The sequence below is a fragment of the Frankia sp. EI5c genome (assembly GCF_001636565.1).
Classification (GTDB): Bacteria; Actinomycetota; Actinomycetes; order Frankiales; family Frankiaceae; genus Parafrankia.
The window spans coordinates 1-14,579 of sequence record NZ_LRTK01000101.1 but is presented as its reverse complement, the minus strand read 5'-3'; the positions used below and the strand labels follow the sequence as shown (position 1 = coordinate 14,579).

Sequence of the window (14,579 nt, the reverse complement as noted above, 5' to 3'; positions counted from 1 at the left end):
GCCCGCCCGGGTGCCGCGCCGAGGTCGCGTTCGGTGCGGCGCCAGCCAGCCCCAACAACGCGAACAGGGCCACCCACAGCGGCCAGGCGCGAACGAACCCGGGGGCTGGCATCACCCGAGGGTAACGTCCGGCCAGTGGCTTGTGGGCGCGTTCGCTCCGCAGTAGCCAGGTCACCGAGCCGGACCGGCGGGCGGGAGCCGACTCGGCGGGAAAGTGCTGGACCAGGGAGTGGCGGGCGCCGGGTTGATGCCCATCTGGTCGAGGCGTCTCCACAGGCCGTCGAGGGTGCGCGCCGGTTGCCGGTAGAACTCGGAGCCTCTGATCCGCCAGAACGTCCAGCCGAGCCGTTCCAGGATCCGCTGGCGGCGCAGGTCGGCCTCCCACTGGTCCGGACCGTGGTAGCGGTCCCCGTCGCACTCCACGGCCAGCCGGGCGCCCTCGCCCTCGATCACCAGGTCGATGCGGTAGCGCCCCACCGGGTGCTGGGGCCGGACGCGGAAGCCGCGGCTGAGAACCTCGCGCAGGACTGCCCGCTCGAACTCGCTCTCACACAGGTCCGCGAGCCGGGTGACCTCCGCGGCCGCCGGGGCGGTGTACATGTACTCGATGAGCTGCCGGCGGACGTCGTCGTCGCGCAGCGTCTCCGGTGCCACGGTGTGGAAGACCCAGAGCTGGTCGCGGGCCCGGCTGGCCGCGACGTTGACCCGCTGCATGTCCCGCCGCCTGGTCGCCGCGGAGCGGTTGTCGTCGGCGACGACGGACACGAAGATCACATCGCGCTCGTCGCCCTGGAACTGGTAGGGGTCGCCGACCCTGATCCCGCGCCGGACGTACTCCTCCTCGCCGAGCTTCTCGACCAGGCTGTGCTCGATCAGCCGGGGCTGGCCCGCGCCGAGCAGGGTCACCACCCCGAACGTCATCCCGTCGTAGGCCGGGTCGGCGCAGCAGGCGACGACCTGCTCGACCACCGCGGCCGCCTCGACCTCGTTGGCGTCCCCGAACCGCCCGGGCGCCCGCCCGCCGTCGGCGACCCGGACGGGCCGCAGCGCCGGGCCGACCGTCATCTCCGGCGTCTCGCGTAGCGGCAGGATCTGGTGGTCGTAGAAACGGTTGGAGAAGCCGATGATCTCGGGCAGACAGCGGAAGTGCTCCTTGAGCACCACCGTGCGGGGGAACACCCGGGCCGCGGTGTCGTAGAGGCTGGCCTCGACGTCGAGCAGCGAGCGGTGCGCGACGTCGGGCAGGTGGTTCTCGATCAGGGCGAAGACCCGGTCCCGCGGGATACCCACGGCCGACGGGCTGGTCTGCTGGTCGTCGCCGACGACGACGGCCCGCCGCCCCAGGCTCAGGACACCGAGCGAGAGCACGTCACACTGGCTGGACTCGTCGACGATGACGACGTCGAAGGGCTCGTTGACGCGGGGATCGAAGCTTTCCATCACCCGGTGGATCGGCATGATCCAGATCGGTACGGCGCCCATCGCCGCGGTCATGTGGGCCCGGGCCTCCGCCCGCCACCGGCCGGCGAACCGGCCGGTCCCCTTGCCTACCCGGCTGAGGGCCTGGACCCAGCCGGTGAGCGCCTGGCGCTGCTCGGAGCCGAGGCTGCGGGCCAGCGCCAGCCGGGCCGAGCGGCGGGCCACTTCTAGCACCAGGCGTCGGCTCGCCTCGGTCGCCGCGTCCAGGCGCCGTTGCAGGGCCGGGATGTCGGCCCCGGCGTGCAGGTCGGTGATCCAGGTCTCGGCCTGCCGCCACCGCCACATCCCGGCCAGCAGCGCCGGGTCCCCGCAGGTGGCGGGATCACCGCCGTCGGCCAGCACGCGGGCCGCCCAGCGGGGCGCCGCGGCGGCGAGCCGGCCGGCCAGCTCGGCGCGGCGCTCGACGTCGGGCCGGGCCGACCGCAGCCGCGCGGCGGTGGCGAGCGCCTGGTCCCAGCGGGCCAGGTCGCGATCGCCCAGCGCGCCGGCCAGTTCGGACCAGACGGGACTGGCCGCGGGCGCCGTGCCGCCCGCCCGCAGGCGCTCGATGAGTCCGGCGAGCTCCGCCCGCGCGGCCTGCTGCGCGATCCGCCGCCCGGCGACGTCCAACAGCTCGGCGTGGGCCTGCAGGTCGGTGCTGGTCGGCCGGGCGGGAGCGGCCCGGAACACCGCGGCCAGGCGGTGCGCCAGCGCGCGCCCGTGGGTCGTCTCCCACGCCAGCGCGGACGCCAGCTGGTCGCTCGCGGCGTCGAGCGCCGGCAGCTCGGCGAACACCGCTCCCGCCGCCCCGCCGACGGCCGCCCCGCCGACGGCTGCCCCGCCGACGGCTGCCCCGCCGATGGCCGGCGCGCCGACAGCCGAGCCGCCGACGGCCGGCGCGCCGAGCTGGGCGACCACGTCGGCGTGGCGGGCGAGCGCGGCGGCCATCCGCAGCCGGCCGGTGACCGCGGCGCGGGCGATGTCCAGGTCCTCGACCGTGCGCGGCGGGTAGCCGTCGACCTGCAGGCGCTCGGTGAACTCCCGCAGTTCGCGCCCGCGCAGGCGGGGCAGGCCGCGCCCGGCGGCAAACCGGTCCCGCAGTTCGTCGAGGAACCGCAGCTGGGCCCGGGGATCCCCGTCGGGAAGCTCCACCCGGTGCCCGAACAGCCGCTCCCGCAGGGCATGCAGCTCCGCCACCGCCGCGGCCGTCTCGTACGCCTGGGTCCGCCAGAAGTCGGCCAGCCGCGGTGAGGAGGCGCACTGCCCGCGGAGGTTGTCCAGCCACGGCTGCTCCAGGGGACGCAGCGCCGCGGCCCCGGCGAGGACGTCGGCCCGCAGCGCGGCGAGCCCGTCGGCGCCGAGGCGGTCGACCTCGGCGGGAGCCAGCCCGGCCCGCTCACCCTCGGTCACCTCCCGATCGAGCTCGTCCAGCCGGTCGAACAGGGCGGACAGCGCTCCGGAGCCGGGCAGGCCCGCCGGATCGGGCAGGGCCCGCCCGGCCGCGTCCGCCTCGGTCTCGGGGATCCGCCGGGCCAGGTCGAACAGCTCGGCGAGCTCCTCGGGCCGCAGCGGCGGGGCGGTGTGCGGCTCGATCCGGTCCGGGATGACGCCGAGGGTGGTCTCGTTCCGGGCGAGCCACTCGGCCACCCCGGCGGCCCGCACCCGGCCCTGCGGCAGGTCGAACTCGCGCTCCTCGCCGCGCAGCTGCTCCACGAGCTCCAGTTCGAGGGCCCGGGTGCGGGCCCGGGTCGTGTCCAGCTCGGCCGCGAGCCGCTCGACCTGGCGGGCCTCGCGGGCCAGGTCCACGTCGCCGACGGCGGACTGGATCTCCACGACGGACGCCCGGAGCTGCTCGATGTGGGCCTGGCTGGAGCCGAGGACAGCCACCGACAGATGGCGCAGCTCAGCCGGGATCTTCTCCTGGAGCACGGCGAGAGCCTGCTCGTCCTGCGCGGTCACGAGCACCCGGCGCCCGTGGGCCACGAGGTGACAGACCAGGTTCGCGATGGTGTGGCTCTTGCCGGTGCCCGGCGGGCCCTGCACGGTGACACCCCGTGAGGTGGCGAGCTGGGCGGCGACCCGCTCCTGGTCGTCGTTGGTCGGCAGGGGCATGAGCAGCCGGTCACCGGTCGCCGACCAGCCCGCGTCGTCGCCCGGGTCGCCCGGGTCGCCCGGGCCGGCGGCCGGGCCGGCGGCCGGGCCCGCCGCGGTGGCCCGCCCGCGCGCCTCGCCGAGGGCCTCGGCGACCAGCGGCTCCGCGGCGACGACGGCGGCCACGGCCTCGGGCAGGAAGTCCCGCTCGGCCATCGCCTCCCGCAGTTCGTGGTAGAAGCGCGCACTGGTCGCCGGCCGAGGGCGCAGGAACAGCGCCCAGGTGTCGACGACCCGGGCGGCCGGCCCCGGCGGCGGCAGGTCCGGACCGGCCAGGACCGCCGCGTCCAGCCCCAGCGGCGCGGCCAGCTGGCTGTGGAACCGCGCGAGCTCCGCGGGGTCCCACGGGTCCGGCGGGCTGGTGCGCAGCCGGTCCCGCTGGCCCGGCAGCGTGTGCAGCCCAGGCGCGTCCAGGCCGTGCACCGGGTCCGTCTCCATCGAGGTCGGACCGTCGGTGAGAATTCTGATGACACCGTCCTCCGGGTCGACGTCCAGGCGCACCGGTGTGATCAGCAGCGGGTGCTCGACCACCATCACCTCGCCGCCGGCCGCGGGCGCCTGCCAGCTCAGCAGCGAGTGCCCCCAGACGAGCTGGGAGCCGGCGGTGTCGTGGCTGTGCCGCAGGCGCAGGTCGAACAGCCGCTCGTAGAGACCACGCGCGGCATACGCGGCCCGCGCGCCCGGCGCCCACGGCTCCCAGGACTCGCGGACCCAGCGCTCGTGGGCCCGGCGGATCGTCTCGGGCTCCTCACCGCGCCCGGCGGCCCGCTCCGACAGGTCGACCGGCAGCCTGGGCGGTGTGTCGGGCCGGATCTCCGCGCCGCCGATGTAGGCGTAGAGCAGACGGGGAACCCGCGGGGACGTCGGCGCCGCGACCTTGCCGACCTCCAGCCAGCTCTCGCGGGTCGGCCCCGGGCCGAGCCGCACGCCGGGGTGAGCCGGGACGTCGCGGGGGAGCACCGGCACCGGGTCGTATTCGGCCAGCCGGCGCCGCGGGGTGCCGCGCAGGTCGGTGGCAAGCGCCGCCAGGTAGTCCAGCAGGCGCAGTGACCGGCTCTTGACCTGGTCGAGGGCGGGCATCGGACTCCTCCGGCGAGTGGGTCAGGTGGCGCGGAGCGCCCGTTCGCCCACGGGGTGGACTGGCGGGACACCGCGACGATACGGCTCCGCACCGACAGTGCCGCCCCGTTCGCCGCCGTGGCACTCCGGCCGTGCCGGCTCTGTCGGCTCCCGGCGGTGGCGCCGAGCGGGTGCGCTCGCCGAGCCCGCCCGCATATGCTCCGCGAGTGCCAGCCCGTCCGCTCTGTCCGCCCGCCGGGCGCAGGGTGTTCCGTCCGCGCGTGAACCGGTGACCGGCTACCTGCGGGACCCCGACGAGATCTATCGCTCGTCGTTCGCCACGATCCGCGCCGAGGCCGACCTGAGCGGTCTGCCCGGCGGCCTCGACCGGGTGGTGCTGCGGATGATCCACTCCTGCGGGATGGTCGACCTCGTACGGGACGTCGGCTACTCCGCGGGGGTCGTCACCGCCGCCCGGTCGGCGCTCGACCGCGGCGCGCCGGTGCTCTGCGACACGGAGATGGTCGCCGCCGGCGTGATCCGCCGCCGGTTGCCGGCGCAGAACGCCGTCGTCTGCGTGCTCGGCGACCCGCGGGTCCCCGGCCTCGCCCGCAGCCTGGGCAGCACGCGCTCCGCGGCCGCCGTCGACCTGTGGCGGGAGCGTCTCGCCGGCGCCGTCGTCGTCATCGGCAACGCGCCGACAGCGTTGTTCCGCCTGCTTGAGCTGGTCGAGGCGGGAGCTGACCGCCCGGCCGCGGTCATCGGCGTACCGGTCGGCTTCGTCGGCGCGGCCGAGTCGAAGCAGGCGCTCGCCACCCACCCGAGCGGGCTGGAACACCTGGTGGTGCGGGGGCGCCGCGGTGGCAGCGCGATGGCCGCCGCCGCGGTGAACGCCCTCGCCCTCGACGCGGACTGACCGGCCTCGTGGGCGCCGCGGCGAACCCCCCGCCCCCCGCCGCCCGCCGGCCCGCGGCCGGACAGGAGCAGCGGCGGGCCGGCGGCGGGCTGCGGTACGGCTGGACCACCGGTGCCTGCGCCACGGCGGCGACAACGGCCGCCTACACCGCCCTGCTGACCGGTCGTTTCCCCGACCCGGTGACGATCACACTGCCCGGCGGCGCGCGGCCGGCCTTCGCCCTCGCCCGCGAGGGCCTGCGGCCCGGCTCGGCCATGGCCTCGATCGTCAAGGATGCCGGGGACGATCCCGACGTCACCCACGGGGCGGTGGTGACGGCGGTCGTCCGGCCCGGGAGTCCGGGCAGCGGCGTGGTGTTCCGGGCGGGGGAGGGGGTCGGCACGGTGACCCGACCGGGCCTCCCGCTGGCGGTGGGCGAGCCGGCGATCAACCCGGTCCCGCGGCGGATGATGCGGGCCGCCGTCGCGGCGGTCGCCGCGGCCGCGGCCGGCACCGAGGAGGGGGCTGCCGGAGTCGACGCCGGGCCCGTCGGCGTGGACGTCGAGATCGAGATCAGTGTGGACGGCGGGGCGGAGCTCGCCGCCCGCACGTGGAACCCCCGGCTGGGCATCGTCGGCGGGCTGTCGATCCTCGGCACGACCGGCATCGTCGTTCCCTATTCCTGTTCCGCCTGGATCGACAGCATCCGGCGAGGTGTCGACGTCGCCCGCGCGGTGGGGCACCACCACGTCGCCGCGTGCACCGGCAGCACCTCCGAGCAGGTCGCGCGCGATCTGCTCGGCCTCACCGACGAGGCCCTGCTCGACATGGGAGACTTCGCCGGCGCCGTGCTGAAGTACCTGCGCCGCCACCCGATCCCGCGGCTGACGATCGTGGGCGGGGTCGGCAAGCTGGCCAAGCTGGCCGCCGGTCACCTGGATCTGCATTCGGGACGTTCCGGCGTCGACCTGGCCGGCCTCGCCGTGCTCGCCCGGGTGGGCGGCGCCGGGGAGGCCCTCCAGCACCGGGTCCGCGAGGCCAACACCGCGCTCGGAGCGCTGCGGATCTGCCTCGACGAGGGAGTCGCGCTGGGTGACCACATCGCCGCCGGTGCCCGGCGCACCGCTCGCGCGGCCCTTCGCGAGGCGCCGGTGGACGTCGACGTCCTGGTCATCGACCGGGCCGGCAACCTCGTCGGGCGGGCGGACCGCGGACCCGCCGACCGGTGACCGGCGGGGCGCGGCTGCCGGATCAGGCCGGTACCGGTCGGAGCGTCAGGCCGCGACGAGCCGGACCGCCGCCGCGTGGTGGCAGGGTTTTCCGTGGGCCCCGGCCACGCAGGTGCACTGACCGGTGGACGCGGTGCGATAGGCGGTGCCGCGATGGCCGATGGTGAGCCAGACGTGCCGGCCCCGCAGCGGGACGATGCCACCCAGTTCGAGCAGCTCAAGGGCATCGGCGATCTGGCGGTCGGTGAAACCGGGAAGTGTCGGCGCGACGCGGCGGAAATGGCGGGTGCAGCCGGGGCCGAATCCGGCCGCGATACTGGGAGGGCTGGTGAGTGTGCGGCCGCAGCGCAGGCAGCGCATGGGCGCGGGGGTGGTCATGGCGGGAAGGTTCACGTGTGCTCCCCAGGTTGTACGGCTTGTCCAATGATAACACGGCGAGCTGTTTCCCGGTGGGGATTCAGCTGGCCCGCTCAGTGCCCGCCGGGGTATCGGGGAGCCGCGGCGCGCGCCCCATCGGGGAATGCCGGCCAACTCGTCCGGGTGAATCGGACCGCCAGTCGTTTCGGGGCGGCCGCGTGCATGGGCGAATGGCTGCCGCGAACAAGCGAGTGGGTGGTCGGCGACATCCGTTCGACCACCGTGGCCTGGCACGCGCTACGGTCAGGAGGGCCACCGGCCTGATCGGGAAATCAAGGGGTAGGGGGATGCGAGTGGACCGAAGAAACATCTCCGCCGGGCTTCGATCGCCTTCTTTTCACTGGGACTCGTCGTGTGGTACCGATCCTGGTTGTTGGGTTCGGAGCTCCTGTCGGTGATTTCACGGCCGCNGGATCAGGCGCCCTCGCCCTTGTTCTGGTCGGGCAGTCGAGCGGAGATCAGGTCCGGTCGATGGGATTCCGGCACTGCGGGATTGCGGGATTGCGGGATCACGGGATTGTGGTGTCGTCGGCTGCGGGATGCGATCGGTGACATGGATGAGGAGGTCGGCGAAGTGGGGGCTGGTGTGTTCGGTGAGGGCGTCGGCGGCGTGGTCACCGGTGACCTCCTGAAGCTTTCCGGGGTGCTGGGCGACGTGCTGGCCGCCTATGATCTCGGCCCGGCGCCGACCGTGGCGCTGCTCAACATCTCGGAGAACGTCACCTACCGGGTGGACGACGTGCCCGGAGGGCGGCGGTGGGCCCTGCGCCTGCACCGGCCCGCCTATCACAGCGCCGAGGAGATCGCCGCCGAGCTCGCCTGGGTGGAGTCGCTGCGGGCTGACGGCGTCGTCGCGACCCCGCGGGTGGTGCCGAACCGGTCCGGATCGGCGGTGACCATCGCCCACCTGGGCGGTGCCGCGCGGTGCGCCGTGCTCTTCGAATGGGNGGACGGGGCCTCACCCGAGCCCCGGGACGGAACCGGGCTGGTCTCGTTCTTCGGTGTTCTCGGTGATCTGGCGGGTCGGCTGCACCAGCACGCGCGGTCCTGGCCGCGCCCGGCCGGCTTCCGGCGCTTCTCCTGGTCGTGGCAGACGACGCTGGGCGCCGACGGGCGCTGGGGAAGCTGGCGGGCCGGGGTGGTGGCCGCGCTGGCGAGCGAGGCGGCGCCGGTCCTCGCCGCGCTGGAGCCGGCGGTGGCGGCGATGGAGCTCGCCCTCGCCGCCTACGGGCAGGGCCGGGACCGGGCGGGCCTCATCCACGCGGACATGCGCCTGGCGAATCTCCTGGTGGCCGGCCCGGTCACCCACCTGATCGACTTCGACGACTGCGGCTTCGGCTGGTTCCTCTACGATCTCGCCGCGGCACTGTCGTTCCTGGAGCACAGCCCGGTGCTGCCGGCGCTGGTCGGGGCCTGGCTCGACGCCTACCGGGAACATCGCCCGCTCGGCGCCGCGGACCTCGCGATCGTGCCGACGATGGTGCTGCTGCGCCGGCTGCTGCTCGTCGCCTGGCTCGGTACCCATCCGCACTCCGACGCCGTGCCCGACGTCGCGGCCTACGTTCGGGGCAGCGCCGACCTGGCCCGCCGTTACCTCGCCGGGACGCTGTTGCCCGACCTGCCCGGCGCTGTCCCCGGTCCCGTGGATCTTCGCGGTCCCGCCGAGTTCCGCCGGGGATAGCGCCGGGGCGTTGCGTCGGCCGTCGCGGGAAGAACTTCCCCGGGGAGGGGAGGTCTGGCGGTAGTCCCGGGCATGTCCCCTTGGTGTCCGTGGGTGGTCGAGCGGGGTTCTGGCAGGTAGCCGGCCCATGGCCGGTGCGGGATGACCGGGATGCCCGGCCGACGGCGGCCGTGGGCGGGACGCCCGAACCCGGTACGCTCGTCCGGGATAAGTGGGAAGGGAGCTGGGGCGATCGTGGTCCGATTCAGTCGGGGGCCGGGGTGCCCTGGCGGTGTCGGAATCGGGGGGCCGTGTACGAGCCACTGACGGTGGACGGCGCCGAGCTGGAGGTGCGCACCCTCGGGCCCTGCCGGATCGACTCACCGCTCCTGCCGTTGCTGGGCGAGCGCCCGACCACCCAGCACTACATCGACGAAGGCGACAAGGTCCTCTTCGACGACACCGTCACGATGATCTCGTCCCGGAAGGTCCCGCTGGACGAGCTGCCGGGGTTCGAGCCGGCCGGCCCACGCCGCAAGATCTACTTCGACCCGTCCAAGACCCGGGTGGGCATCGTCACCTGCGGTGGGCTGTGCCCCGGGCTGAACAACGTGATCCGCGGCCTGGTGCTGGAGCTGACCAACCACTACGGCGTGAACAGGATCTTCGGCTTCCGGCACGGCTACCAGGGTTTCGTCGCCAAGTACGGGCACAGCGTCGTCGACCTCACCCCGGAGCGGGTGGCGCACATCGACGAGGACGGCGGCACGATCCTCGGCACCTCCCGGGGCCAGCAGGACCCCGACGAGATCGTGGACTGCCTGTCCCGGATGAACATCAACATCCTGTTCGTGATCGGTGGGGACGGGACGCTGCGCGGTGCCCGCGCGATCGCCCAGGTCGTCACCGAACGCGGTGAGAAGATCGCGGTCGTCGGCATCCCGAAGACGATCGACAACGACATCCCCTACATCGACCAGAGTTTCGGGTTCCAGACGGCGTTCGCCAAGGCCGCCGAGTCGATCCGGGCCGCGTCGGCCGAGGCGACCTCGGCGCCCGGCGGCGTCGGCATCGTCCGCCTCATGGGCCGGCACTCGGGGTTCATCGCCTGCTACGCCACCCTGGCCAAGAGCGACGCCGACGTGGTGCTCATCCCGGAGCTGCCGTTCACGCTGGAGGGGGACCGCGGCCTGCTCTCCTACCTGCGCCACCGGGTCGAGAAGCGGGGCCACGCCGTGGTCGTGGTCGCCGAGGGCGCGGGGCAGGATCTGCTCGCGGACCTGCCCGAGTCCTCGGACGCGTCCGGCAACCGCAAACTGCACGACATCGGCCCCGAGCTGTCGAGGCGGATCACCGACCACTTCGCCGCGCACGGCACCGAGCTGAACCTCAAGTACATCGACCCGAGCTACCACATCCGCAGTGTCCCGGCGAATCCGTACGACAACGTCTATACGATCCGACTCGCGCATGCCGCGGTGCACGCCGCGATGTCGGGGCGCACCGAGATGGTCGTCGGCCGCTGGCGGCGCCGGTTCATCCACATGCCGATCGCGCTCGCGGTCAGCCACCGCAACCAGGTCGACCCCGCCGGTGACCTGTGGATGTCGGTGCTGGAAGCCACCGGCCAGCCCTACCGTTTCGGCTGACCGGCCGGTTCCACCGGGCTCAGCGCCACCCGCATGACCTCGTCCAGGCCGCCCGGTTCGCCGTCGGGCTCGGTCTTCTCCAGGAGCATGGTGGCCTGCCGGCCGTCCAGGGTCAGCGTGGCCAGCTGGCTGTCGAACCACGGCCCGTGGGTGACGGTCCAGCTCACCGGCAGGTCGCGGACGCCGAGCAGCCGCGCGAGATGTCCGAGGGCCGCGGAGGGCCCGCGGCGGCGTGCCAGCGCGTCGATGCGGCGGATGCCCGGCCCCAGCGGGTTGCGGAACGGGGAGCACACCGCCTGCCACACCGGCGCCGCCGCCGAGCCACCAGCCGAGCCACCAGCCGAGCCGCTGATCGGCCCGTCGGCCCGCCCGTTCGCCCGCCCGTCGGTCGGGTCGTCGGTCGGCTGGCGCGGGTGATCCGCGCGGGCCAGGTAGGCGTGGTGCACATCCCCGGAGAGGACCACCACGCTGGCCGGAGCAGGACCATGCGCACCGACGGCCACCGCACCGACCAGTTCCGTCAGCTGCCGGAAGGAACGACCGAACGCGGCCCAGTGCTCCAGATCGAGGGCGCACCGAGCGCGCTCCGCCAGGTGGGCGACAACCCGCCCGAACCGGCCGGACGCCAGCCGCTCGCTCACCGTCTCGACATGGTGGATCGCCGGTGTGAGCAGGTAGGGAACCGACGTCCCCAACAGTAGGTGATCGACCTCGCCGTTCTGTACCGTCTGCTCCCGGATCCAGGACCAGTCGGCGTCGTTGACCATCGCCCGCGTCCCGTCCGGGGCGACGATGCGGCCCAGGCGGGAGTCGATGACGATCAGCCGGGTGCGGCCCAGGTCCCACCGGTAGCTCCAGCGGGGCGGGACGGGAGGGTCCACGCCGTCCGGGTCGCCGCCGGCGGGTGAGGGGTCCGCGGCCAGGGCGCCGAGGTCCGTCATCCGGTCGACCCGCCGGGCGAGGGCCCGGAGCGAATCGGCGCCGTCCTCCCCGACGTCCAGTGCCGTGAGGGCGGCGTACGTCGGATCCGCCGCCAGTGCCGCCGGGTCGAGGTTGCCCAGGTGCTGGTAGAGCCAGTACGCCATGACCGCGCTGGTGATGCGGGTGTCCCACCAGGGCTGTGAGCGGATTCTGGCGCGCCAGGCGGCGGAGATGTTCCAGTCGTCGCGCACGTCGTGATCGTCGGCGATCATGGCGGTGGGGACGGTCGAGAGCAGCCACCTGATGTCCGGCTGGGACCACGCCTCCTGGTACAGCCAGCAGTACTCGGTGAAGTCCGCGATCTCCTCGCCCGGCGGCTGGGTCACGTCCCGGCGGGCTCGGATCCGCGCCGCGGCCGCGGGTGAGACATGATCGGCGTAGACCTGGTCACCGAGCAGGAGCAGCGCCTCCGGCCAGGTGCTCGGAGCAGTCTCGGCCATGCGCAGGGCGAGGGCGTGCAGCGCGTCGGTGCCGAGCCCCCGCGGGTCCTCCCCGGGCGTGAGGGTGTACGGCTTCGCCTGCGGGGCCGTCACCCGGCATGAGCCGAAGACCAGCCGGACGGGCCGGTCGCCGTCGACCGGCCGCAGCAGGCTGGGCGGGTGAGTCGACCCCGGTTCGGGCCAGACCCGTACCGCCCGATCGGCCGGTGTCCCACCGCGGCCCGCGGCCGTACCGCCGGTCTGCCCCGCGGCGTCGATGAGCCCCTTTTCGCCGGGCTTCCCGGTTTCGTCGGTGGTCCCTGGCCGGACGGCCGATTCGTCCGCGCGGGAATCGGCCGGGGTGAGCCAGACCTCGTACGGGTAGGTCGTGCCGGGAAGCAGGCCGGCTACCACGACGAGCGCGAAGTGGTGCCCGGCGACAGTGAAGGTGGGCGACGTGGCGCCCGGCCCGTCAGGGGTGCGGACTTCCACGGTGCAGGGAGCGTCGGTCTCCACCCAGACGGCCGCGTGTCGGTCGTCGGCAAAGCGGTGCAGCGGGCCGAGGAGGAGGCTGATCATATCTTCTACTTTCGTCAAGCCAGCGTCTCGGTCGGACAGCGCCTCGGGTGGACAGCGCCGAGCTTGTACGTGAGGCTACCTAATGTGTTCAGACAGTCACGATCGTGTGCGGTCGCCGGCTCCCGTCCACGCGAGCGGGTGATGATCCGCTCCGCGGGTGGGCTCCGGCCGGCCCGGACGGCGGCGTCTGACCGGGCCCGGAACCTGATTATCAGGGTCCCCGCGACCGGATCCGTGCTCGGCCGCCTCGGCCTGGGAGCCGGGCCGGTGGACGCGCTGGCGCGGGCCGCGCTCGTCGCGGACGTGCGGGCGCTGGCGAGCATCGACATCCTCGGCGTTCCCGCCGTGGACGCCGTCGAGGCCGGCACCGCGACCGGTTCGTACCTGGCGCTGCTCGACCTGGCCGACCGTGCCGGGATCGCCGAGGACCTCGACATCAGCCTGCGGCTCGCCCTGATCGGGCAGCAGGTGGCCCGCGGCGGTGCCAAGATCGCCTATGAGAACGCGGCCGAGATCTGCGCCCGGGCCGACACCGCCGGCGCGACCGTCACCCTGGAGGCCGGCGATCCCACCGTGCTCGACGCGACCCTGACCACCCTGACGGAGCTGCGTCGCGACGTCCCGACCACCGGTGTGACGCTGCGCGCCGACCTGCCCCGGACGCCGGCCGACTGCCGTGACCTCGCCCGGCCGGCGTGCCGGGTGCGGCTGCGGCCGGGCCGACACCCGGTGGGGCCATCGGCGCAGTCCCTCGACCGGGCCCACCGTGACCAGCACGACCGCTATGCCGCCTGCCTGGGCATCCTCATGGCCGGACCGGGCTATCCGATGATCGCGGCGCAGGATTCGGGCCTGATCGCGTTCGCGACCCGCCTGGCCGCCCAGATCGGCCGCGGTCGCGACAGCTTCGAGTTCCAGGGCGCGCGCGGCGCCCTGCGCCGAGAACACCGCAGGTTGGCCGAGAGCGGCTACCGGACGCGGATCTACCTGGCGTACGGCTCGACGCCGGGCCGCGCCGGAGCCGCTCGGGGGTAGTCGGCCCGGCGCGGCGGTGGCCGGAGCGGCCGCCGCGTTGGCTACTGGACGGGAACGGACTCTCCCTCGGTCCGGGTGCCCGGGCGCAGAAGTGCCTCGGGGATCCGGACCGGAGCGGGGTCCATGCCGCGCCCGCGGCAGGTGCGGCAGCGACGTCGGGAGGTGGTACGGCCACGGCCGTAGAAGGCGTACCCCTCGCCGTGACACTCCGGGCAGACCCTCTCGCCCCGCTCCGGCCGGTGTCTCACCGCTCGGCCGGCGGACAGGACGCCCGCGCCGGCGGCTGCCAGCAACACCAGCGCGAAGCTCCAGCCGGCGCCGCCGGCCGCGCCGACCACGGCGAGCCCCACCGCCGCCACGATGACGAAGACCCCTGTTCCGATGACCGCGCGCATGCCGCATCGCCCCTTCTGACCGTCCACGGGTGAGCGAACCGGACGCAGCGCCGGCGCCCGCCCCGCGTCCAGCCCTGGTCGCTGCTGACCGGTCGCAGCTGACCGGTCCGGGAGCGCCGCCGATCGTCCGTGGTCCGGGTATTCCCGACATTCACCCCGCCACACCTTCGTGCGGGTGCTCTGGGGTGCAGGCGGGTTCTGGGCGGGCGCGCGGGCGGGTGCTCGGCGGGTGTGCGGGCGAGGCGCGGCGGGTGCTCGGCGGGTTCCGGGCGGGTGCGTTCGGTGATCTGACGATGGTGGTTGGTGTTTCGGGTGCGGGCGCGGGAGTGCCGATCGCGCGCCTGAAGGGCTCCTTGTGTCTCCTGCCGAAACGTCTTGACGACCACGGTGGCGCAGGGGCCGCAACCCCTGCGGGCGAAGGACACGCAAAGCCCTTCAGTCGCTGTCGGCGAATCCTCGCGGACCCGTGGCGCGGGGGTGGGCGACGGGTGTTGCGGGGCCTGTGGGTGCTCTGAAAGCCCTGGTAGCGCCGTTGCGGCGAGGTCTGCGGGCGGCCGGCGGCCCGGCCAGTCGCACTTCTGCGGGTGGTCGCCGGCCCGGGTGTCCGCGGGCGGGATCGGGACCGTCGAACGGGCGGGACGGTGGGGTCCCG

General features: G+C 74.3%; 9 protein-coding genes and 1 pseudogene. 6 read left to right on the top strand and 4 right to left on the bottom strand.

Annotated features, from left to right (window positions below):
- Window positions 1-171 precede the first annotated feature (171 nt).
- On the bottom strand, window positions 172-4,689 hold the full coding sequence (locus tag UG55_RS46065) for an AAA domain-containing protein (RefSeq protein ID WP_066073780.1): 4,518 nt from the start codon (window positions 4,687-4,689) through the stop codon (window positions 172-174).
- A gap of 268 nt (window positions 4,690-4,957) precedes the next feature.
- Between UG55_RS46065 and UG55_RS24670 the strand changes: the two genes are divergently transcribed.
- Entirely contained in the window at window positions 4,958-5,584 is a 627-nt protein-coding gene (locus tag UG55_RS24670; protein WP_066073777.1) for a precorrin-8X methylmutase, read from the top strand.
- A gap of 8 nt (window positions 5,585-5,592) precedes the next feature.
- Window positions 5,593-6,792: a cobalt-precorrin-5B (C(1))-methyltransferase gene (locus tag UG55_RS24665; protein WP_066073775.1), complete on the top strand. Its 1,200-nt coding sequence runs from the start codon at window positions 5,593-5,595 to the stop codon at window positions 6,790-6,792.
- A gap of 45 nt (window positions 6,793-6,837) precedes the next feature.
- Here the strand turns inward: UG55_RS24665 and UG55_RS24660 are convergent, their stop codons facing one another.
- Window positions 6,838-7,170: a DUF6011 domain-containing protein gene (locus tag UG55_RS24660; protein WP_066073817.1), complete on the bottom strand. Its 333-nt coding sequence runs from the start codon at window positions 7,168-7,170 to the stop codon at window positions 6,838-6,840.
- A gap of 592 nt (window positions 7,171-7,762) precedes the next feature.
- Here UG55_RS24660 and UG55_RS43055 point away from each other — a divergent pair.
- The 3 genes and pseudogenes from UG55_RS43055 to UG55_RS24650 all read left to right on the top strand — a co-directional run.
- A pseudogene (locus UG55_RS43055) lies at window positions 7,763-8,156 on the top strand (phosphotransferase enzyme family protein); the annotation flags it as partial.
- A 1-nt stretch (window position 8,157) separates the two neighbouring features.
- The coding region (locus tag UG55_RS43050; RefSeq protein ID WP_242425058.1) for a phosphotransferase enzyme family protein at window positions 8,158-8,890 on the top strand (733 nt) is incomplete at its 5' end.
- Between the two features lie 290 nt (window positions 8,891-9,180).
- Window positions 9,181-10,518 (top strand): ATP-dependent 6-phosphofructokinase, encoded by a 1,338-nt coding sequence (locus UG55_RS24650; RefSeq protein WP_066073770.1) that lies wholly within the window; start codon window positions 9,181-9,183, stop codon window positions 10,516-10,518.
- Here the strand turns inward: UG55_RS24650 and UG55_RS24645 are convergent.
- A complete protein-coding gene (locus UG55_RS24645; RefSeq protein ID WP_066073767.1) occupies window positions 10,503-12,497 on the bottom strand; it encodes an alkaline phosphatase D family protein in 1,995 nt (664 codons plus the stop codon). The genes UG55_RS24650 and UG55_RS24645 overlap by 16 nt on opposite strands.
- Window positions 12,498-12,731: 234 nt before the next feature.
- Here UG55_RS24645 and UG55_RS24640 point away from each other — a divergent pair, with 234 nt between their 5' ends.
- Window positions 12,732-13,532: a proline dehydrogenase gene (locus tag UG55_RS24640; protein ID WP_066073814.1), complete on the top strand. Its 801-nt coding sequence runs from the start codon at window positions 12,732-12,734 to the stop codon at window positions 13,530-13,532.
- Window positions 13,533-13,573: 41 nt separating this feature from the next.
- On the opposite strand, the gene UG55_RS24635 is transcribed toward UG55_RS24640, so the two are convergent.
- The gene (locus UG55_RS24635; RefSeq protein ID WP_066073765.1) at window positions 13,574-13,927 is read right to left on the bottom strand and encodes a hypothetical protein; all 354 of its coding nucleotides are present in this window, start codon (window positions 13,925-13,927) and stop codon (window positions 13,574-13,576) included.
- Window positions 13,928-14,579 lie beyond the last annotated feature (652 nt).